Annotated in this window: 15 protein-coding genes, 8 tRNA genes and 1 pseudogene; 18 read left to right on the plus strand and 6 right to left on the minus strand. The window is 47.4% G+C overall.

Translation table 11 applies throughout. The features are described from left to right. The first annotated feature begins 5 nt into the window (after positions 1-5). The 10 genes from N7386_RS05800 to N7386_RS05845 all read left to right on the plus strand — a co-directional run bounded on the left by N7386_RS05800 (position 6) and on the right by N7386_RS05845 (position 2,771). Positions 6-1,262, plus strand: coding sequence for an aspartate kinase (locus N7386_RS05800; RefSeq protein WP_109287347.1), 1,257 nt, complete (start codon positions 6-8; stop codon positions 1,260-1,262). Between the two features lie 118 nt (positions 1,263-1,380). Continuing rightward, a complete protein-coding gene (gene csrA, locus N7386_RS05805) occupies positions 1,381-1,578 on the plus strand; it encodes a carbon storage regulator CsrA (RefSeq protein ID WP_006082602.1) in 198 nt (65 codons plus the stop codon). 203 nt (positions 1,579-1,781) lie between these two features. Continuing rightward, positions 1,782-1,873: transfer RNA gene (locus N7386_RS05810), tRNA-Ser, on the plus strand. An 18-nt stretch (positions 1,874-1,891) separates the two neighbouring features. Next, positions 1,892-1,968: transfer RNA gene (locus tag N7386_RS05815), tRNA-Arg, on the plus strand. A gap of 28 nt (positions 1,969-1,996) precedes the next feature. Beyond that, positions 1,997-2,073, plus strand: a tRNA-Arg gene (locus N7386_RS05820). 82 nt (positions 2,074-2,155) lie between these two features. Beyond that, a tRNA-Arg gene (locus N7386_RS05825) sits at positions 2,156-2,232 on the plus strand. A gap of 42 nt (positions 2,233-2,274) precedes the next feature. Next, positions 2,275-2,351: transfer RNA gene (locus tag N7386_RS05830), tRNA-Arg, on the plus strand. 44 nt (positions 2,352-2,395) lie between these two features. Further along, positions 2,396-2,472, plus strand: a tRNA-Arg gene (locus N7386_RS05835). Positions 2,473-2,508: 36 nt separating this feature from the next. After that, positions 2,509-2,600, plus strand: a tRNA-Ser gene (locus N7386_RS05840). Between the two features lie 94 nt (positions 2,601-2,694). Beyond that, positions 2,695-2,771, plus strand: a tRNA-Arg gene (locus N7386_RS05845). A gap of 406 nt (positions 2,772-3,177) precedes the next feature. On the opposite strand, the gene N7386_RS05850 is transcribed toward N7386_RS05845, so the two are convergent. The 3 genes from N7386_RS05850 to raiA form a co-directional block, all read right to left on the minus strand. Continuing rightward, complete coding sequence (locus N7386_RS05850) at positions 3,178-6,054, minus strand: valine--tRNA ligase (RefSeq protein WP_279767415.1); 2,877 nt, start codon at positions 6,052-6,054, stop codon at positions 3,178-3,180. A 15-nt stretch (positions 6,055-6,069) separates the two neighbouring features. Further along, a complete protein-coding gene (locus tag N7386_RS05855; protein ID WP_011716230.1) occupies positions 6,070-6,534 on the minus strand; it encodes a DNA polymerase III subunit chi in 465 nt (154 codons plus the stop codon). Between the two features lie 1,166 nt (positions 6,535-7,700). Continuing rightward, the gene (gene raiA, locus N7386_RS05860) at positions 7,701-8,057 is read right to left on the minus strand and encodes a ribosome-associated translation inhibitor RaiA (RefSeq protein WP_011621920.1); all 357 of its coding nucleotides are present in this window, start codon (positions 8,055-8,057) and stop codon (positions 7,701-7,703) included. A 297-nt stretch (positions 8,058-8,354) separates the two neighbouring features. Between raiA and N7386_RS05865 the strand changes: the two genes are divergently transcribed. Then, entirely contained in the window at positions 8,355-9,044 is a 690-nt protein-coding gene (locus N7386_RS05865) for a cytochrome b/b6 domain-containing protein (protein ID WP_279767418.1), read from the plus strand. Between the two features lie 65 nt (positions 9,045-9,109). On the opposite strand, the gene N7386_RS05870 is transcribed toward N7386_RS05865, so the two are convergent. Then, positions 9,110-9,559: a cytochrome c gene (locus N7386_RS05870; protein ID WP_011625579.1), complete on the minus strand. Its 450-nt coding sequence runs from the start codon at positions 9,557-9,559 to the stop codon at positions 9,110-9,112. A gap of 189 nt (positions 9,560-9,748) precedes the next feature. Here N7386_RS05870 and trpR point away from each other — a divergent pair, with 189 nt between their 5' ends. After that, entirely contained in the window at positions 9,749-10,024 is a 276-nt protein-coding gene (trpR, locus tag N7386_RS05875) for a trp operon repressor (protein ID WP_011621923.1), read from the plus strand. A 30-nt stretch (positions 10,025-10,054) separates the two neighbouring features. Here trpR and N7386_RS05880 read toward each other — a convergent pair whose 3' ends face one another. Both N7386_RS05880 and slyD read right to left on the minus strand, forming a co-directional pair. Then, positions 10,055-10,432, minus strand: a complete 378-nt coding sequence (locus N7386_RS05880) for a hypothetical protein (RefSeq protein ID WP_011625580.1) — start codon at positions 10,430-10,432, stop codon at positions 10,055-10,057. Between the two features lie 192 nt (positions 10,433-10,624). Continuing rightward, positions 10,625-11,287: a peptidylprolyl isomerase gene (slyD, locus tag N7386_RS05885; RefSeq protein ID WP_279767419.1), complete on the minus strand. Its 663-nt coding sequence runs from the start codon at positions 11,285-11,287 to the stop codon at positions 10,625-10,627. Between the two features lie 642 nt (positions 11,288-11,929). Between slyD and thrA the strand changes: the two genes are divergently transcribed. The 6 genes and pseudogenes from thrA (at position 11,930) to N7386_RS05915 (ending at position 21,778) form a co-directional block, all read left to right on the plus strand. Further along, on the plus strand, positions 11,930-14,398 hold the full coding sequence (gene thrA, locus N7386_RS05890) for a bifunctional aspartate kinase/homoserine dehydrogenase I (RefSeq protein WP_279767420.1): 2,469 nt from the start codon (positions 11,930-11,932) through the stop codon (positions 14,396-14,398). Continuing rightward, positions 14,395-15,333, plus strand: a complete 939-nt coding sequence (thrB, locus tag N7386_RS05895) for a homoserine kinase (protein ID WP_279767421.1) — start codon at positions 14,395-14,397, stop codon at positions 15,331-15,333. Before thrA ends, thrB begins: the two co-directional genes overlap by 4 nt. A 66-nt stretch (positions 15,334-15,399) precedes the next feature. Further along, the gene (gene thrC, locus N7386_RS05900) at positions 15,400-16,683 is read left to right on the plus strand and encodes a threonine synthase (protein ID WP_279767423.1); all 1,284 of its coding nucleotides are present in this window, start codon (positions 15,400-15,402) and stop codon (positions 16,681-16,683) included. A gap of 266 nt (positions 16,684-16,949) precedes the next feature. Then, the gene (locus N7386_RS05905) at positions 16,950-17,243 is read left to right on the plus strand and encodes a hypothetical protein (protein WP_279767424.1); all 294 of its coding nucleotides are present in this window, start codon (positions 16,950-16,952) and stop codon (positions 17,241-17,243) included. A 221-nt stretch (positions 17,244-17,464) separates the two neighbouring features. Further along, positions 17,465-18,289: pseudogene (locus N7386_RS05910) on the plus strand (transporter substrate-binding domain-containing protein). Positions 18,290-18,496: 207 nt separating this feature from the next. Continuing rightward, positions 18,497-21,778 carry a S41 family peptidase gene (locus N7386_RS05915; RefSeq protein WP_279767425.1) on the plus strand — a complete coding sequence of 1,094 codons (3,282 nt, stop codon included), beginning with the start codon at positions 18,497-18,499 and terminating at the stop codon, positions 21,776-21,778. Positions 21,779-21,796 lie beyond the last annotated feature (18 nt).

The raw sequence follows: 21,796 nt of genomic DNA on the forward strand, positions 1-21,796 counted from the left end.
TTGCTGTGCTCGAAAAACGAAAGCTTAGTGGTAGCAAGCTTTTTGTGAAGAAGTTTGGTGGCACTTCGGTGGGTTCGATTGAACGCATCGAAGTGGTTGCCGAGCAAATTGCAAAGTCCGCTCACAATGGTGAGCTGCAGGTCTTGGTGCTTTCTGCGATGGCAGGGGAGACCAACAGACTATTTGCGCTTGCGGCGCAAATCGATCCCCGCGCGAGTGCGCGGGAACTCGATATGCTGGTCTCGACGGGAGAGCAAATCAGTATTGCGTTAATGGCGATGGCGTTGCAACGTCGCGGCATAAACGCGAGATCCCTGACTGGCGATCAAGTCCAAATTCATACAAACAGTCAGTTTGGTCGGGCGAGTATTGAGCGTGTCGATACGGCATACTTAACCTCTTTGCTAAACGACGGCATTGTGCCGATTGTGGCTGGTTTTCAAGGTATTGATCCCAATGGTGATGTAACAACCCTAGGGCGCGGTGGTTCTGATACTACGGCTGTGGCACTCGCTGCGGCGTTAAAAGCCGATGAATGTCAAATCTTTACCGATGTGCCCGGTGTATTTACGACCGATCCAAATATCGATAGTAGTGCCAGACGCCTCGATGTGATTGGTTTTGATGTGATGTTAGAAATGGCAAAACTCGGCGCTAAGGTGTTGCATCCCGACTCGGTTGAATACGCACAACGTTTTAAAGTGCCACTGCGTGTATTGTCGAGCTTTGAGGCGGGCCATGGGACATTGATCCAATTTGGTGATGAATCAGAGCTAGCGATGGCCGCATCCGTGCAAGGTATTGCAATTAATAAGGCGCTTGCGACCTTAACCATCGAAGGTTTGTTTACTAGCAGTGAGCATTATCAAGCACTGTTAGCCTGCTTGGCACGGCTTGAGATTGATGTTGAGTTTATTACCCCGCTCAAGCTTAATGAAACCTCAGCAGCCGAATGTGTCAGTTTTATGTTGGCCGAAGCCAAGGTCGATATTTTATTGCATGAGCTAGAGCTTTTAAGCGAAAGTCTTGATCTAGGCCAATTGATTGTTGAGCGTCAACGTGCAAAAGTGTCTTTAGTTGGCAAAGGTTTACAGGCAAAAGTTGGATTATTGACTAAGATGTTAGATGTATTGGGTAATGAAACAATCCATGCTAAGTTACTTTCGACATCGGAGAGTAAATTGTCAACTGTGATCGATGAAAGGGACTTACACAAGGCGGTTCGAGCGTTGCATCACGCCTTCGAGCTAAATAAGGTGTAATTAAATAACTGTTTGAGTATTGAATACTATTAATTTGTACTCAGCTGACCCTATAATATGCCCATCTACCGGATGAGTGCCGTGTGTAAGCTGAATTAAGACATAAAGGAGCTATCGAATGCTGATTTTGACTCGTCGTGTTGGCGAAACACTGATGATTGGTGATGAAGTCACAGTTACAGTGCTAGGGGTAAAAGGCAATCAAGTGCGTATTGGTGTTAATGCACCGAAAGAGGTTTCTGTCCACCGTGAAGAAATCTATCAACGCATTCAATCTGAAAAATCAGGTACACCTTCAGAAGGTGGTAACTTTTAATACGGCGCTTAGGCGAGTATTAGCGACATAGAAGAGTCAGTTTTTTAACTGGCTTTTTTATTTTTTGAACCGAAAGATTGGCGCAAATCAACACATTGGATTGATATAACAGCAATGTGATTAAAAACGCTTCAAACAGAAGTTGTTTCAGAAAAAGGGTTTGACTTATTTTCGTCAAACAGTAATATGTGCGCCAAGAAAACGGAGAGGTGGCCGAGTGGCCGAAGGCGCTCCCCTGCTAAGGGAGTATGGGCTTTATCTCCCATCGAGGGTTCGAATCCCTCCTTCTCCGCCATTTCTTACCGATAAAAGTGCGCGTGTAGCTCAGCTGGATAGAGTACCTGGCTACGAACCAGGCGGTCGGAGGTTCGAATCCTTCCACGCGCACCATTTTATTGAAGCAAGATAGATACAAGTCGCGCATGTAGCTCAGCTGGATAGAGTACCTGGCTACGAACCAGGCGGTCGGAGGTTCGACTCCTTCCATGCGCACCATCTCTGCATTAGTTATGTTTAACTCATCAGGTTTGAATTTCAGACGAAATTTTGTAATTAGTGCTTCAAGTAAGTGTTTTAAGCGCGTGTAGCTCAGCTGGATAGAGTACCTGGCTACGAACCAGGCGGTCGGAGGTTCGAATCCTTCCACGCGCACCATATTCAATCTTAATGCGAATGTGTTGAGATAACAGTTAAAATGCGCATGTAGCTCAGCTGGATAGAGTACCTGGCTACGAACCAGGCGGTCGGAGGTTCGACTCCTTCCATGCGCACCAATTCGCCGACAGAGCCTTAGCTTTGTTAGCAAAACGCAAAAATCGCGCGTGTAGCTCAGCTGGATAGAGTACCTGGCTACGAACCAGGCGGTCGGAGGTTCGAATCCTTCCACGCGCACCATTTTAGTAAGCATTAGCTTACAAATGCAGATTTTGCGGAGAGGTGGCCGAGTGGCCGAAGGCGCTCCCCTGCTAAGGGAGTATGGGCTTTATCTCCCATCGAGGGTTCGAATCCCTCCTTCTCCGCCATTCTATTCCTAGTGAATAGATTTAATTTGCGAGACTTAAGTGCTTCTTCTAGACTCAAGTCTATCGGTAAGGTGGCAACTTACCCAGTATTTAAGCGCGTGTAGCTCAGCTGGATAGAGTACCTGGCTACGAACCAGGCGGTCGGAGGTTCGAATCCTTCCACGCGCACCATCTACTTAGTTAGATTTAGATAAGCCCTGCAAGCAATTGCAGGGCCTTTTTAATGAAATTTTTCTGCTTCATCTCGAATCAATCCTTATCTGTTCCCATGCTTTAAAACCTTGATAATTCGCTTCTTGCGCCACGCTATGTTTAATCTAGTACCTATGCCTTAAGCGATGATGTTATCGCGCTGGCTTGCTGTTTAGCGCCTGATAAAGAGATAGCTGTAAGGGTTATCTTGACTCGCAAGTTGAGCTGTAAAAGAGACGAAGAGATAAGCATGGAACAAGGGATTGATGAGTGACTTCGCGTCTTAGGGACGAGTCCTGAGAGAGGTTTGAAGAGTGTTAGCGCAGCAATTTGGGGAAATAAAAAGGGCTGTAAAATACAGCCCTTTTTAGCGTAGATGTCGTGATTAGGCTTCTAGCTTAGCAAACTCGGCTTTTTGCTCTTTTAGTTTGTCCATATCACGGCTCAGATCGGCCATCTTGGCGCGTTCTTTATCAATGACGGCTGGCGGTGCTTTCGCCACGAAGCCTTCATTCGATAATTTACCTTCGATACGGGCAATCTCTTGAGTCAGCTTCTCAAGCTGCTTGTCGATGCGAGCCATTTCAGCCGCGACATCCACCAGACCTGCCATCGGAATCAATAATTCCATTTCGCCAATCAGACCTGTGGTCGACATTGGCGCTGTTTCACCTTCGCCAAGAATCGTCATGCTCTCTAAGCGCGCAAGCGTTGTGAAGAAGGCTTGGTTAGCTTCAACACGGGCTTGATCTTGGGCGCTCACGCCACGCAGTAGGGCATTTAATGGCTTAGAAGGCGCAATATTGAGTTCGGCACGGATATTACGTACTGCAACAATGACTTGCTTAACCCACTCGAGATCGGCCATCGCGGTCGCATCTACTTTGGCGGCATCATAGCTTGGGAATGGTGCCAGCATGATGGTGTCGCCTTGAGCGCCAGTCAGTGGTTTAACGCGTTGCCAGATGGTTTCAGTGATGTATGGCATCATTGGGTGCATCAAGCGTTGCATCGCTTCTAACACATTGACCAGCGTATGGCGGGTGCCACGCATTTGCGCTTCATTGCCGTTTTGCAGTACTGGTTTAGTTAACTCTAAATACCAATCGCAGAACTGGTTCCAGGTGAACTCGTACAGCGTGTTCGCTGCAAGGTCGAAACGGTAGTTTGTCATGTGGTCGTCGTAGGTTTTCACGGTTTGGTTGAATAAACCGATAATCCAGCGATCCGCCAGTGACAGTTCCATTTCACCGCCTTGGTAATCTGGTGAGTTCGGACCGCAATCTTGGCCTTCGGTATTCATCAGCACGTAACGTGACGCGTTCCAAAGCTTGTTACAGAAGCTGCGGTAACCGTCTAAACGCTTCATATCCCAGTTGATATCACGGCCAGTTGAGGCCATTGCCGCTAGGGTAAAGCGCAGGGCATCGGTACCGTGGGCTTCGATGCCATTTTCAAATTCTTTACGGGTGCTCTTTTCGATCTTGGCGGCGAGTTGAGGTTGCATCATGTTGCCGGTGCGTTTTTCAACTAGGGCTTCTAGATCAATACCGTCAATCATATCCAATGGGTCAAGTACGTTGCCCTTAGATTTTGACATCTTGTTACCTGCTTCATCGCGGATAAGGCCAGTCACATAAACGGTTTTAAATGGTACCTGTGGCTTACCGTCTTCATCTTTGATGAAGTGCATGGTCATCATGATCATACGGGCAACCCAGAAGAAGATGATGTCAAAACCCGTCACCAACACATCTGTCGGGTGGAAGGTTTTTAAATCTTCAACATTGTCAGGCCAGCCTAAGGTCGAGAATGTCCATAGGGCTGAGCTGAACCAGGTATCCAGTACGTCTTCATCTTGGCGCAGGGCAATTGAATCATCGATATTGTGCTTAGCACGCACTTCAGCTTCGTTACGGCCAACATATACCTTACCGTTCGCATCGTACCAAGCGGGAATGCGGTGACCCCACCATAATTGGCGAGAGATACACCAATCTTGAATGTCGCGCATCCAAGAGAAGTACATGTTTTCGTACTGCTGCGGCACAAACTTAATGTCGCCATTTTCAACGGCTTCGATAGCGGTTTTCGCCATAGGCGCAACGGCGACGTACCATTGGTCGGTCAGCATAGGTTCGATTACTACGCCAGAGCGGTCACCGTAGGGTACTTTTAGGCCGTGTGGCGCGATTTTTTCGAGCAGACCTAAGGTTTCAAATTCGGCCACGATAGCATCACGAGCTTTGAAACGATCAAGGCCTGCGAAACGCTCTGGCAGGCTACCATCTAAGCTAGTGTTGATGGTGCCATCGGTATTGACGACTTCAGCGGATGCACGAATGGCTGCATCTAAGGTCAACACGTTGAACATAGGAAGTTTGTGACGTTTACCGACTTCATAGTCGTTAAAGTCGTGGGCAGGAGTGATCTTCACACAGCCTGTGCCAAACTCCATGTCTACATAGTCATCGGCAACGATAGGGATGCGACGATTAACAATTGGCAGCAGAATAAATTTGCCGATCAGCGCTTGATAACGCTCATCGTCTGGATGAACAGCAACTGCGCTATCGCCCAGCATAGTTTCTGGACGCGTGGTGGCGACTTCGAGGTAATCTTTACCGTCGGCAGTCAGCTCGCCATCGGCTAATGGATAACGCAGATGCCACATGTGGCCTTGCTTTTCTTTGTTTTCCACTTCGAGATCAGAAATCGCGGTATGTAGTTTAGGATCCCAGTTCACTAAACGTTTACCACGGTAAATCAAATCATCTTCATAGAGACGGACAAACACTTCTTGTACGGCTTTAGACAAGCCTTCGTCCATAGTGAAGCGCTCACGGTCCCAATCCACTGAGGCGCCCATACGACGCAGCTGCTTAGTGATGGTGCCGCCAGATTGCGCTTTCCATTCCCATACTTTTTCCATAAAAGCATCGCGGCCAAGGTCATGGCGGCTCTTGCCTTCTTCGGCTTCAAGCTTACGCTCAACCAGCATTTGAGTCGCAATACCCGCATGGTCAGTACCGACTTGCCACAGGGTGTTTTTACCCTTCATACGTTGGTAGCGGATCAGTGTATCCATGATGGTATCTTGGAAAGCGTGGCCCATGTGCAAGCTGCCCGTCACGTTAGGTGGCGGGATCATGATGCAATAGTTGCCTTGTGAGGCATCGCCGTGGGGCTTAAAGTAACCTTGCTCTTCCCAGTTTTGGTAAAGAGTCTGCTCAATGGACTGAGGATCGTATGTTTTTTCCATGGGAACGTATCTGTCTCAAGCTAAATTAAGTGGATGTGTTGCTAAATTTTGGGTTGTTAATTCAATCCCTAAGCCACGATATTGGCGGTAGCGTTCACGTGCTATCGCTTTATGTTGGTCGTCATTAGCCACAAAATCGAAGATTTGACCAAAGTTTACCGCAAACGGAGGTACTTGGTCTGCAAGATTAATCAGAAGTTGGCGACTTTTGTTTGGGCCGAGTCTGTCAAAACCGATTTCAACGGGTGAGCCTGTGGTGGGGCCTTCACCTTTGAGGTTATGGGGGACAAATGCACTGGGTTCAAACTGCCATAGTAACTCGTCGATTTCGAAGGCGATGTTCTTGTCCTGACAGTGAATATAGACCTGCTGCTGGTTTATAAATCCCTGTTGGGCTAGACGGCAAGCCAATTGATACATGTCATTAAGGGCCGTGTTCACGCCCATCGGCGGCAGTAAATAAAACAGCGCTTGAGTCATGATTTCAATGCCTTGCTTAAAGTTATAGACGAACGGGTAAGTCTACACTAAAACTCAAGCGGGGTTAACGTTTAGCTTCGGGGTTTTTCGCGGGAGATTGAGCAGCGGGGACAGGGGTTGGCTTAAGCCGTTACTGTGCCAAATGTGCACAGCTTAAGTACTCGCTTAAGGCTAAGACTAATGGTTAAACGACTATGGGTTTTCGGGATATAAAAGCAAAGCGCACCCGAAGGTGCGCTGGTTGAAAGACTGGTCAAACAAACTATTCCTCCTAGGTTATTGAGCATTGTTATTAAAGGATTTATTGACGTTTTGTGAATAAACAACACATATTGCATTAGATTTTGTTTATTCAGCAGGTTAACTCACTTTCAACTTACAATTTCAACTTACATTTTCACTTACGATTACACTACAGAATATAAATAAAGGAATCTGGCCGATATTAGTACTTAAAAAGGTACTGGGTATTTTGCTGTTAAGCAGCTCGCCTTGTTCCGTGTTATCTAAATTCTTTTTTACTCACTATTTGTAATATGCCCACTTGCTCATATTACCGATAACGCTATTAACCTCCTCATATTGTTTGACTGTTAAGAAGCTAATTCACCTAAAGTGGTCTTTCATGGTACCTATGGTGGCTCTATTGCTGACGTCCTCCTCTTGATTGTTACATTTGGGCTCAAAGAGTGTGTAAGACTAAAATTGGCAATATGATGTAGTAGGTTACTCCTTTATGATCGACTCGTGTGTTAACACCCATTTAGTGCGTTTGTCGTTAGTTGTTGGTCATCGGTCTCTATTTTTTAGTAACCTCGCATCTCATTTGATCATCGGAGGGAAAATGCATAAATATTACAGCTTGGCGTTACTTATTAATTTATGTGGCTGTCTTAATGTAACTGCCTGTGTCACTATTTTTGAGTATGAGTTTTGTGTGGCGGCGTACTCCTTCTTATGGTGATATTTAACGCTTTTAAGTTGAAATTCACATCACTTCGATTCTGCTGTCACTTAGTAAAGTGTAGTAGTTATTTACAGGTTCACACTCTTTTTACTGACCATTAGGATGGTCTATCAAACATTTTGCTAAAAAATGTGACCTATTAAACCTTATCTACTTTATGCTCTCGAAGTGATGTGGTCTCGCACTAACATCGAGTAACTTAAGCTGCATCTTCCTCCTCGTAATCATCCTCGACATTAACAGCGTCTTCGGGATGAGCAATGGATGCGAAACGTTGTGCTTCAGGTTTATGGGTTAATCGATTGAGTTGTTTCTCTAATTTTTGACCCATGGCCGTAATGGCTGCATAAAGATTGTCGTGTTTTGCTTGAGCAAAAAGTTCTCCATTTGGGATGCCAACCGATGCTTCAATTTTGAAACCAGGTTTCTCCTCTGTGATGATGACATGGGGATTAATCAACTGCACATCGTGCCTAGAAAGTTTGTCAAAACGGCTTTCAATGCGTTCACGGATTGGGGCAGTGACTTCTAGTTGTTTGCTCGTAATCTTTAGCATATGTTGCACCTTCTATTTGTTTCCTTCGATTTCAGATTACCAATCTATACCCTTAAAAACGAGATCTAAATCACATTTTTTACCCTGTTCAGTTCTGTTCGTTGGTTATTTGATCGCTTAGACAAATCTCGCGGATTCTTGGTCGAAAAGGCTTGAATTGGTTATCGGAACAGGCCATATTTGATGGGATAACTACGCAGTCTTTCCCATCATTTACCTATCTTTACTTTAAGTTTTTCATTAGATCCCGATAAAATACCTTCACTTATTTCATTGCTCAGTCGAGTGGCAGGTATTATGGAAACCGAACATATCAAAGTTAAAGTCTGGGATTTACCCACACGCTTTTTTCACTGGGGCATGGTGGCCCTCATGGCCTTACTCTGGTGGAGCGCCGAAGTGGGCGAAATGCAATGGCACCAGATCTTTGCTTATAGTTTGTTGATCCTGATTGGCTTTCGGCTTTTATGGGGCTTGATTGGCAGTGATACTGCGAGGTTTAGTCACTTCGTGCATCATCCCAAGGTGGTGTTTGAATATTTGAAAGACGTTCGCGCAAAGGGCGTGTCAGTGGTTTTAGGGCATAACCCGATGGGCGGTTATATGGTGATTGTGTTGATTGCCATTATTAGCTTACAGCTTATCACTGGACTCTTTGCTACCGATGATGTGTTTACCGAAGGTCCTCTGTACAGCTATGTGAGTGCTGATACTGCTTCGTTTCTCACTTGGTTGCATAAGATGAATTTCAACCTCATCTTAGCCTTGAGTGCCGTGCATGTGTTGGCTGTCGTTGTACACGCGCTTAAAGGTGACAAATTAGTGGGAGCCATGCTCAGCGGTTATAAACGCGTGTCTAAGGTTGAGCACGCCGAATCTGAAACTCAGTTGGTGTTTAAATCACACTGGTTGGCCTTAATCGTGCTGTTAATCATCGCTGGAGTGGTGTTTACCTATTTGATGTGGCCCATAGTACAAGTGCTCTAGCCAATGCTGAACATTAAAAAAGCCTGCATGTAGCAGGCTTTTTTATTAGACATTACAACGCGTAATTAGTCTTTTTTGTACACGTCGTGACAGCCTTTACAGCTCTTGCCTGTGTTCATAAAGGCTTGCTTGATTTCAGCTTGGTCACCTTTTTGAGCCACAGTCGCTAAAATAGCGGCATTTTCTTGGAAGGTTTTCATCTTAGCGTCGAAGTCAGCCTTGTCTTGCCATACTTTGGCTAACGCTTCGGTATCGCCTTTATCTGAACCTTCAATAAAGCCTTCGAAAGGAATGTGCGAAAGAGCAGCGACATTGTTGGCGCGCATTGCGAAGGTTTCAGCTTCGAAAGGTTTCTTGCCTTTCATCATTGCGCCCATATCGCCAAAGTTATAAGCAATCAGGCCAAATGCAGATTGGCGATATTCAATCGCGTCCTTCGCATCTTCAAAATTGTGTGCTTGTGCAGTTGAAGCCAATAAGGTACCGGCAACGAGAGTCAGGAGTAATTTTTTCATCGTATTCTCACAAATTAGCGTCGAAGTGTGACATTGCGCTCCTATTGTACACAAATTAACTCAATGTACTAGAAGCATTTTTGTCAGTTTTTGTTTAGGCAGGAGGGATAAACGTAACAAGTTATTTGTTGGTTGAGTAAATCTGCTAAACTGCCGTTGTAATGCTTAAACAATACTACTGGGGCGATTATGCGAGCCAATTGGGACTTAGTTTTAGAGAAAATATTGAGCCATGGAAACTATGAAGAACTCTCAGTGTTGTTCCATTTATTGCTGACAGAAGAAGAGCGCAGTGCGATCGCGGGACGATTAAAGGTATTTCAATTATTACTGGATGGTGAGATGAGCCAGCGGCAAATCGCGGCGGAATACGAGGTCAGCATCGCCACGATCACACGCTGTTCAAACTATTTAAAGAATATGGCACCCAGCCATAGAGAAAAAATTCAACAGCTCATCAAATAAGGTCGCTATGGTGCCTTTATCCTTAATAGCCTAAAACATTGGGGTGACAGGCAACTTATGGCGACGATAAAGCGTACGTCTTACCAGAATGTAGAAGCTGTAGCTTAAGAGTAATATGGCTAATAATGGGTAAAACTTTTCGGGTAAAAACTTAAAGATGGACAATGCACCTAGCAAGTATAAGAAGGGTAATAGGTCATAAATCATTTTAGGGATCCCGCCTGATTTCCTACGTTTGATAGGGTCGGTGCGACGGTTTTGGGAGCGCATAGTGTAAATTCTTGCGCCAAGCACAAAGATGACAGCTGCAGCAATCAAAGCATAATTGGGTTCGAGCAGCATAAAGCTTGCGATGCCTAATGCCATATAACCGTAAGGTAAAGCTTCATATACAGGTTTTGTTAACATATGCACTCCGTCGCGTGATATCGAAATAGGTTTAAAACCCTAATATTCCAGTTAAAAATGCTAAATCTATCTAAAACTTCCGTGTTTACCTTTGGATTATAAACATTTGTTGATAAAAAAAGCACCTCCTTATGTAAGGAAGTGCTTCATTATCTTGCTCGGGTTAGTGAGCTTTAGGCGTTACGGCCTAGATTAGCCGCGGCAACCGCAACCGCCATTGCCATCACAACCTGTTTTTGGTGTGTCGCATGCTTCATGATCGTGGTCATGGTGATGATGACCATGATCATCAGAACCGCCACAACAGCCACCCGCATCTTGGCTTGAACCACCACAGCATCCGCCGCCGTGGTCATGATCATGGCTGTGTCCATGGCTACCACATCCGCCGTGGGCATGGATATGGCCATGGGCAACTTCTTCTGCAGTTGCAGCGCGAACATCGATAATTTCAATGTTGAAGCTCAGAGCTTGGCCCGCTAAAGGATGGTTGCCATCAACGATGACCACATCATCTTTGACTTCGACAACTTGCACTGGGCGTTGACCCATTTCTGTCTCGGCAATAAAGCGCATACCAGGAACGATATCTTCGATATCACCGAATGCTTCTAATGGCACAGCTTGACGCAGACCATCGTGGTAAGGACCGTAGGCCTCTTCGGCACTAATAGTCACATCCAGTGTTTCGCCCTTGGTTTTACCTTCTAATGCAGCTTCTAATCCTGGGATCAGGTTTTCTGCACCGTGCAGATAGAGCATAGGTTCGGCATCAAAAGAGTCTTCTAAAAGTCTGCCGTCTTGATCTGATAAACGGTAATGAATGGTTACCGCGCTGTGTTGGGTGATCTTCATATCGCCTCCGGTTCGGAATGTGCGCGCATAATAACGTGCTTTTGGGGCGCTGGCGATAATTTGAAGTTGCTTATGTTAGATATCGCACAGCTTTTTGTTGGCGTGATGAACAGCCATTTGGAGAGGAATTTACGCCAAATTGTTGATGGATATCGCTTGCGGTTTGTTGGCCTCGAAAGTGGGTTTACATAGCTTAATCTAAAGGCATTACGACATGCTTGATATAATTTATTGAATTTAAATGTTTAAAAATAGATGTATTTGTGCAGCATTACGTTTACGTCAACAGTTTTCTATTGATGAAATCGCATTTTTACCCTAGGAAAACTTGATATTAATGAATGTTAAGAAGCGAATTTGAGGCTGTGAAAGATTTGTTCATAAATAATCCAGTTAGGGGGTTGACAAGGCTAGGTGAAAAAGGCAATTCTGTTTTACATCACATTGACATGGATTAGCCCAAACGTATGCATAGCCTAGGTTTTGTAGTAATTACCATTATTACAACCACCACTACAACCAGAGTGGGGGCGGGCTGATACACCCTAAAGAATTTTAACGACGAGCCCGCTTCCCACAAAGAAGCGGGCTTTTTTGTTTCTAGCTTATGTTTCTTAGTCGGGCGCGGTACAGGAGATCAAGATGAAAGTTATGAAATTTGGTGGTACCTCGCTTGCAAATTGGCAGCGATTTTCAATGGCGGCGGATATCGTGGCCAAGGCGGCGAAAGCAGAACCTGTGGCTACAGTGCTCTCTGCGCCCGCGACAGTGACAAACGCCTTGCTAGAAATGGTGGATGTGGCGGTGAAAGGGGAAGATTATTCGCCAGTCATTCAACACGTTGAGCTGGTGTTTACTTCGCTCTATCAGGATGCGGTCAGTTCTGGACTCTCGAGCAGTCAAAGCGAAGTGCTGTTCGCCGGACTGAGTGCGCAACTTGCACGTTGGCAGGACAGATTACGCGGTATTACGCTGCTGCAGGAATGCCCTGACGGGGTGCGCGCCGAAATCGTGGTTGCAGGCGAGCGTTTGTCTGCGGCTTTGATGGAGCAAGTCATGCTGGCAAAAGGCATCACTTCGGCGCAGCTGGATCCGCGTGAGCTGTTTTTAGGCCGTGGTCGTCCACTCGAGTCCGTAGTGGATATTGCAGTCAGTAAACCGCGATTCAAAAATCTTGCCCTCGATGAAAAACGGGTTTGGGTGATGCCCGGCTTTACTGCCGCCGATGAAGACGGCAAGGTCGTGACCTTAGGCCGTAACGGCTCTGACTATTCCGCTGCCGTGCTGGCTGCTTGTTTAGATGCCTCAAGTTGTGAGATTTGGACCGACGTTGACGGCGTATACAACACAGATCCTCGGGTTGTCACCGATGCTAAGTTGTTGTCACAGCTCAGTTATCAAGAGGCGATGGAGCTGTCTTACTTTGGGGCTAAGGTACTACATCCTAAAACCATTGCGCCTATCGCCCAGTTTCATATTCCCTGTTATATCAAAAACAGTTTTAACCCCGATGCGCCTGGCACTCTGGTATCGAATCAGGCCGATGAAAGCGGTTTGCAGGTGAAGGCCATTTCTAATCTGGATAATCAAACCATGTTTGATGTTTCAGGCCCCGGCATGAAGGGCATGGTCGGCATGGCGAGCCGCACGCTGGCTGCAATTTCCCGTAGTGGCGTTTCCGTGTCACTCATCACCCAGAGTTCTTGCGAATACAGCATCAGCTTTTGTGTGGCGACTAGCGATGCGGCCAAGGTGAAATCGGCGCTGGAACAAGAGTTTGAACTAGAAATCAAAAGTGACTTACTCGAGCCAATTGAAATGCGCCATGACTTAGCAATCGTCTCCTTGATCGGTGATGGCATGCGTACCCATAAAGGTGTGGCGGCGCGGTTCTTTCAAGCATTAGCGCAGGCGAGTGTGAATATCATCGCGATTGCGCAAGGCTCTTCTGAACGTTCTATTTCAACGGTAATCGAGCAGCGAAAGACCAAGCATGCGGTAGCGGCTTGTCATCAGGGCTTTTTCGATGTGCAGCAATATTTGGATGTGTTTTTAGTGGGTTGCGGCAATGTTGGTGCAGGCTTACTCGAGCAAATCAAACATCAGGCGAGCGTGTTAAAAGAGCAGCACATTAGCATTCGTGTCTGCGGCATCGTGAATTCAAGCAAGATGTTACTCGATAGTGCGGGTATCGATTTAAACAATTGGCAAAACCTGCTTGCCGACAGTCAGCAGCCAAGCGATCTTCCGGCGCTACTGGCTTGGGTGAAAGAGCAACAGTTATTAAACCCTGTGCTGGTGGATTGTACTTCAAGCGATCAAGTGTCGAACCAGTATTTAGAGGTGATGAACGCGGGCATGCACGTAGTGACGCCGAATAAAAAGGCCAACACTCGCGATTACGCCTATTACCAAGCTTTGCGTCAAACAGCATTAAAGCAACGTCGTCAGTTCCTGTATGAGACCAACGTGGGCGCAGGATTACCCGTTATCGACAACTTGAAAAAATTGTTATTTGCTGGCGATAAGTTACACAAGTTTAACGGTATTTTGTCAGGCTCCTTATCCTTTATCTTCGGTAAACTCGATGAGGGTATGTCACTTTCTGAGGCGACTAAACTGGCGCGGGAAAAATGCTTTACCGAGCCCGATCCCCGTGATGATTTAAGTGGTATGGATGTGGCGCGTAAAGTGCTGATCTTGGCCCGTGAAGTGGGTTTGAAACTTGAGCTAAGCGATATCGTTGTCGACTCAGTCTTACCTGACGATTTTGATGATTCAGGCGATGTGGAAAGTTTTATGGCGCGTTTACCCGAGGCCGATGCTGCGATTGCGGCGCGAGTGGCAGAGGCGAAAGCGCAGGGTAAAGTGCTGCGTTATGTGGGGCAGATTGAAGAAGGCGCGTGTTATGTGCGTATCACCGAAGTCGATGCTACCGATCCGCTCTACAGCGTAAAAGGCGGTGAAAACGCCCTGGCATTCTACAGCCGTTATTATCAGCCGATTCCATTTGTACTACGTGGATACGGTGCGGGTACAGAAGTGACTGCGGCCGGCGCCTTTGCCGATGTATTAAGAACCTTAAATTGGACTCGTGAGGTGAGTGTATGAGTTTGACCGTTTACGCTCCCGCCTCTATGGGTAATGTGGGTGTGGGCTTTGATTTATTGGGCGCAGCACTTGCGCCCATCGATGGCAGTTTATTGGGCGATAGAGTCACGATTGCGGCGGCGGATGCGGGGGTGAGTCTCACTCAAGTGGGAGCGTGGGCGCATAAGTTACCCAGTAATCCCGAGGAGAATATCGTCCATCAATGCGCGGTGTTTTTCTTAAAAGCCCTTGGGAAAGAAAACCAAGGCGTGGCATTAACCCTAGAAAAAAACTTGCCCGTCGGCAGTGGCTTAGGTTCGAGCGCCAGTTCTGTGGTTGCAGCGCTTTACGCGCTTAACGAGCATTTTGAGCGCCCATACGATAAGCAAGCGCTACTCGAACTCATGGGCGAGTTTGAGGGCAAGATCAGCGGTAGCGTGCATTACGACAACGTCGCGCCCTGTTATCTGGGCGGCATGCAGCTGATGCTCAATGTGCCTGGCGCTATCTGTGAGCCGATCCCCAGTTTTAAACAATGGTATTGGGTGGTGGCGTATCCTGGGATTTCACTCTCAACGGCCATGATGCGTAAACTCATGCCAGCACAATACGATAAGTCTGTGGCCATCGATTTTGGGCGTTATTTGAGTGCCTTTGTGCACGCCTCTTATCAGCAAAACGCCAAGCTTGCGATTCAAGTATTAAAGGATGTATTGGCTGAGCCTTACCGCGCGGCGGCGATACCGGGTTATGACAATGCTAGGGCGGCGCTCGCCGAATTAGGCATGTTAACTACTGGCATCTCGGGCAGCGGGCCAACGCTGTTTTCGGTGACAGACGATCTTGCGACCGCTAACGCCGCCAAGGCGTGGTTGGAGGCTCATTATCTGACTGAAGCGGGGGGCTTTGCCCATGTGTGCCGTCTCGATGAGCAAGGCACGCGCCGAGTCGATTAATTTTCTTACTTTTAAAAGCATTAAGCCCAAGCCTTAAAGGTTTGGCACTGATAAGGTCGAGTGAGCATGGAACTATATAATTTAAAACACCCTTCACAGAAAGTGAGCTTTAAAGAAGCGGTGCAATTAGGACTTGGTAAAGACAGAGGGCTGTTTTTTCCTACACAAATCCCAGTATTGCACGATATTGAGGCGCTGCTGGCGATGCCTTTTGTCGAGCGCAGTAAAAAAGTGCTCGGTGCTTGGCTCGCCTCTGAACTGGGTCAAGATACGGTAGATCAACTGGTTGAGCGTGCCTTTAATTTCGATTTACCCTTAGTGGCAGTTGATGAGCAGCGCTCGTGCCTCGAGCTTTTCCATGGGCCGACCTTAGCATTTAAGGATTTTGGCGCGCGCTTTATGGCGCAATGCATCAATGTTTTTGCTCAAGACTCGCGCTTAACCATTTTAACGGCGACATCAGGGGATACAGGGGCGGCAGTGGCCGATGCCTTTTACGGCCTAGATAAAGTCAATGTCGTGGTGCTTTATCCCAAGGGTAAAATCAGTGAGCTACAGGAGAAGATGTTCACCACCTTAGGCAACAACATTCACACAGTGGCGGTGGCGTCCGATTTCGATGCCTGCCAGCACTTAGTCAAACAGGCATTTGAAGATAGCGATGTGCGTGATGGTTTGCATTTAAACTCAGCTAACTCAATCAACATCAGTCGCTTACTGGCACAGATTTGTTATTACTTCGAAGCTGTTGCTCAGTCAAAACAGCGTCATGAGGCCGATCCTGTGATTGCCGTGCCCAGTGGTAATTTTGGTAATCTCACCGCGGGTTTGTTTGCTAAAGCCATGGGGTTACCCGTTAAACGTTTTATTGCTGCTACTAATGCGAATGACACTGTGCCACGCTATTTAGAGACTGGCGATTGGCAACCTAATCCCACTCAAGCGACTATGTCCAATGCGATGGATGTGAGCGAGCCAAGTAACTGGCCGCGCGTCGAGGCCATTTGCGAGAAACTCGGTTGGCCATTGGCGGACCTAGTGGGGATTCGTTTATCTGAGGCGCAAACCTCGGAGGCGCTGGCGGAGTTGCATGCCAAAGGTTATGTGTCCGAACCCCATGCGGCGATTGCGGCTAAAGCGTTAACCCTTAACTTAGTGCCTGATGAAGTGGGGATATTTTTAGGCACGGCGCATCCTGCCAAGTTTAAGGACGTCGTAGATAGAGAGCTTAACCTCGATTTACCTCTGCCAGCAGAACTTAAAGCGGTAGAGCATAAACCTATACTCTCGGCTGAATTAGCCGCCGATTTTGCCCAGTTAAAGTCACATTTATTTGCGGTATTAAGCTGAGGTGGTTAATCGCCACTAAACCACAGGTAAAAGGGAGTCGATTGACTCCCTTTTTTACAAGTGTAAATGAGGCTCGAGATAATTAATCAAAGCTTATCATCCACAGTTATTATCAAACCTTTATATAACCATATGAAATCAAATTAATATTTGTAACTTAGTGTATAGGTTGTCGTTAAAGGGATGTGAGTTGCTTCACAATTAAGTTGAATCGAATTCGTTATGTTCGCCCGCCTATTTAGGATGTAACAATTGGATAAACTGTTTTGTTTAAATGTGCCTTATCAGGGATTTGCCTTATCTTTTTACTTTCAGGCTGTGCAGTTGAGCCTCCGCAACTACCACGGCGCATTAACGAAGCCTATGATTTTGAAGTGACTCACTGTGACAGTTTTGCCTTAGTCACAGGTGTGAGCCGTCATGCCAATAACCTTGCCGAGGCAAAACAATCCGCCGCCTTGCAAGGTGAAGAGTTAGGAGGCACCCATATAGTGTGGTTGCAAACCGATATGGGCGAACCAACCAAAGTGGTGGCAATAGTCTATAAATGCCTGCTTTAAACCGAATGCCTTGAGGGTTGGCTATCTAGCGGGAGTTCAAGCCCGTGGCATCCTCGGTTGATGCAGACTAAGCTTAGGAAGGCGATGGGAACGCCACGGGTTCTAACGGTAAACTCATGCGTTAGACATTCTACATAAGGACGAGAACAACCGATTATGGGGCGACTATTGTGCCTAGGTTCGTTTTTCAGCTTAGTTATATCCTGCTGTTATGTATTCTTATTTTCCCCGCTTTAGGTGTTCCATCTGAGGCAGGTGCGCCCGTTTGTGTAAATCCCCTCAAAGTGGGTTATAACGATTGGCCGCCCTATGCCTGGCAAGATCCGCAGGGTGAAGCGCAAGGGTTAGATGTGGAGTTGCTTCGCGCCTTTGCTGAACACTTAGGCTGTGAGGTTACTTTTATCAATGTGCCGGCGAAGCGCTCACACCAAATGCTGAAAAGTGGCTCCTTAGACATGATGATGGGCGCCACTAAAACCGCTGAGCGTGCAGAATATGCCTTATTTTCCGCTGCATACCGTGATGAAACAGTGCGTTTATTTGTGCTGGATGAGAACAAAGACAAGATCCGCTTAACCCAATGGCAGGACATTTTTAGCCAAAAACTGCGCTTGTTAGTGCCCATCAGTGGTTGGTATGGGGTGGATTATGAAAAGACCCGGCAGCGCTTGGAACAATAGCACCTGTTGATACTCAGTCCCGATGCCGATAAATCGGTGCAAATGCTCACCTATGGCCGCGCGGATTTGATTATCGGTGATGCCATGGCCATGCCTTATATCACCAGTCAGCATCAAGGGGTGAGGTTATCACCGCTAAAACCCGTGTTGGACCGCAACCAAATTCATTTAATGCTCAGCAAGCAAACCCTTTCATCATCGCAATTAAAGCAATTTAATTCTGCTATCAAGGCGTTACGTGCCAACGGTGAAATTGCTCGAATTGTGTATAAATGGCAGCAAATTTCGTTGGCGCAACAAACGAAAACCAGCCATCAGTTTAATTCGCTCCCCGCGCAATATGCCGACTTACTCACCTTCAATTGAAGCGGACAAATACCTTTCAGGTTATCGGTATAGCAAATGGTAAGCCTATGACACATTTGCTAAAACTTCTGTTGCCTGCAGTTACTGCTCTCTCTATCAATTTCTGCTAGCTTGTGGGATTACTTTGCCAGACTTTGGGTCATCATTCGTCAATCACGCCCACTAGAAAGTCCATTGCTAACAATAACAATAGGATAGAGATTACACATGAAACTTCGTCATTCTGTTGCCTGCTGCATGCTCGCCCTTGGCACTTTGTCCGCAGCCCACGCCATCGCTCAACCCGCCAGCAATCAAGGTTATTACCGTGCGCCAGCATTGCATGACCAGACCTTAGTCTTTACGGCCGAAGGCGACCTTTGGACTCAAACGCTCGGGCAAAAGGCGGCGACACGCCTGACCACTTTACCCGCCGAAGAGCTAGGTGCCGCCATCTCTGCCGATGGTAAATGGGTGGCCTATGTCGCCAATTATGAGGGCGCGAGTGAGGTTTATGTTATTCCTGTTGCGGGAGGTGTGGCTAAACGCGTGAGTTTCGAAAACAGTCGAGTGCGCGTGCAAGGCTGGACCGCAAAGGGCGAAGTGCTTTATTCCACCGACAGTGGCTTTGGCCCTGCAAACAATTGGATGCTGCGACTGGTGAACCCTGAGACCTTGGCGACGACCGACTTACCCCTCGCCGACGCGGTAGAAGGCGTGGTCGATGCCAATAATCAATATGTGTACTTTACACGTTTTGGCCTGCAGGTGACTGGCGATAACGCTAAGGTTTATCGCGGCGGCGCTAAGGGTGAGTTATGGCGCTTTAAACTCGGCGGCAAGGACGAGGCGCAGTTACTCAGTGGTCAGCATCAAGGTTCGGTGCGTCAGCCCATGCTATGGCAAGACAGACTCTACTTTATCAGCGACAGCGATGGTAACGACAATCTCTGGTCCATGGCCCTGGATGGCAGTGACGTGAAACAGTTGACCCAATATAAAGATTGGCAGGTGCGCGGCGCTCGCATGGACCAAGGCAAAGTCGTGTTCCAGCAGGGCGCAGATATTCATGTTTTTGATATAGCCTCCACCAAAGACTCATTATTAGATATTGAATTAACGTCAGATTTTGCCCAGCGCCGCGAGCATTGGGTAAAAGATCCTATGGATTATGCGACCTCAGCGAACCTTGCGCTTGCGGGCGATAAAGTGGTGATCACCGCCCGTAGCCATGTGGCGATTGCGGGAATTGACGGTTCACGTTTAGTGCAAGTAGCGCTACCAGGCACCTATCGCGTGCGCAATGCGATTATGAGCCAGGATGGTAAATCGGTTTATGCCATCAGCGACATGAGTGGCCAACAGGAAATTTGGCAATTTCCTGCCGATGGCAGCAGCGGCGCGAAGCAACTTACCAAAGATGGTCATACCTTAAGAATGACGCTGAGTCTGTCAAACGATGGTCGCTACCTTGCCCACGACGATAACGATGGCAATGTGTGGCTGCTGGATCTGAAGAAAAACTCCAATCAAAAAATCATCAGTAACGGTGAGGGTCTCGGCCCCTATGCCGATATTCGCTGGTCGGCTGACAGTCGTTTTATCGCGTTAACTAAATCCGAAATCGGCAAGCAAAGACCACAAATCGTGCTGTATTCAATGGATGAAAATAAGGCCCAAGCGCTCACCAGCGACAAGTATGAGTCTTATTCGCCGACTTTTAGCAGCGATGGCCAGTGGTTATATTTCCTCTCCAATCGCCAGTTTACTGCGACACCAAGCTCACCTTGGGGCGACCGCAATATGGGGCCAGTGTTTGATAAACGCAGCCAGATTTTTGCGATTGCCTTAGTAAAGAACGCCAAGTTCCCCTTTAGCAAACCCACAGAGCTGACAGCTAAAGCGGCTGAAAAGGCAGACTCTAAAGATAAACCGACGCCAGTCAAAATTGATTGGGCGGGCATTGGCGAGCGTTTATGGCAAGTACCTGTCGACTCAGGCAATTACAGCCAGCTAACTGCTATTGACGGTCGTCTCTATGTGCTCGACCAAGCCATAGGCGATGACACTGAGCCTAGCTTGATGACGATTAAGTTTAGCGAGCAGCGCCCTAAAGCCGAAGTGTTTGCCGAAGATGTGGCGAACTACAGTGTGTCTGCCGATGGTAGCAAGTTGTTGCTGCGCAAAAAGAGCAATGAAAAGTCGCTGCTGATCGTCGATGCGGGCGACAAGCTGGGCGATACCGAAAATGCCAAGGTGCAAACGGATCAGTGGCAATTAGCGATTTCACCCACCCTAGAATGGCAACAAATGTTTGAAGATGCCTGGTTAATGCACAGGGACTCCTTCTTCGATAAGAAGATGCGCGGCCTCGATTGGCAAGCGACCAAGGCCAAGTACCAACCGCTACTTGACCGTTTGACCGACCGTAACGAGTTAAACGATATCTTTATGCAGATGATGGGCGAGCTGGACTCGTTGCACTCGCAAGTGCGGGGTGGCGATCTGCCAAAAGACCCAGACGCGGCCAAAGGCGCGAGTTTAGGCGCGCGGCTACAACAAACTAACGATGGGGTAAAAATTGCCCATATCTATCGTAATGATCCTGAACTGCCAAGTCAGGCATCGCCCTTAAGCCGTATCGAAGTCGATGCGAAAGAAGGCGATATGTTACTCGCCATTAATGGCACTCCTGTGACTAATGTGGCCGATGTGACTCGTTTATTGCGTAATCAGCAGGATAAACAGGTTCTGCTTGAGCTTAAACGCGGCGGCCAAAACCATAAAACCGTGGTGATGCCAGTTAGCACTCAGGTCGATAGCCAATTACGTTACTTAGATTGGGTCAATCACAATGCGGGCGTCGTGACCGAGGCAAGTAAGGGCAAGATTGGTTACCTGCACTTATACGCCATGGGCGGCGGCGATATTGAGAGTTTTGCCCGTGAGTTTTACACCAATTACGATAAGGACGGTTTGATTATCGACGTGCGTCGTAACCGCGGCGGCAATATTGATAGTTGGATCATCGAAAAACTGTTACGCCGCGCTTGGGCCTTCTGGCAGCCAACCCATGGCACGCCTAACACCAATATGCAGCAAACCTTCCGCGGACATTTAGTGGTGTTAACCGACGAGCTTACGTACTCAGATGGTGAAACCTTCTCGGCGGGGATTAAGGCGTTGGGCATTGCTCCGCTGATTGGTAAGCAAACTGCGGGCGCGGGCGTGTGGTTATCGGGTCGTAATTCACTCACAGATAAAGGCATGGCGCGGGTCGCCGAATATCCGCAATATGCGATGGATGGCCGCTGGGTACTCGAAGGGCATGGGGTGACACCGGATATCGAGGTGGATAACTTACCCTTTGCGACATTTAACGGCCACGATGCGCAGCTCGAATCCGCCATCAGCTATCTTAAGGATGAGTTGATTAAGCAGCCTATCCCTGCATTGAAGGCGCAGCCCATGCCTGCAAAAGGCATGGCGGAAGACATAAAAGCTAAGTAATTGGCTTAAAAAATAGAA

Origin of the sequence: Shewanella sp. GD04112 (assembly GCF_029835735.1) — a bacterium.
Taxonomy (GTDB): Bacteria; Pseudomonadota; Gammaproteobacteria; order Enterobacterales; family Shewanellaceae; genus Shewanella.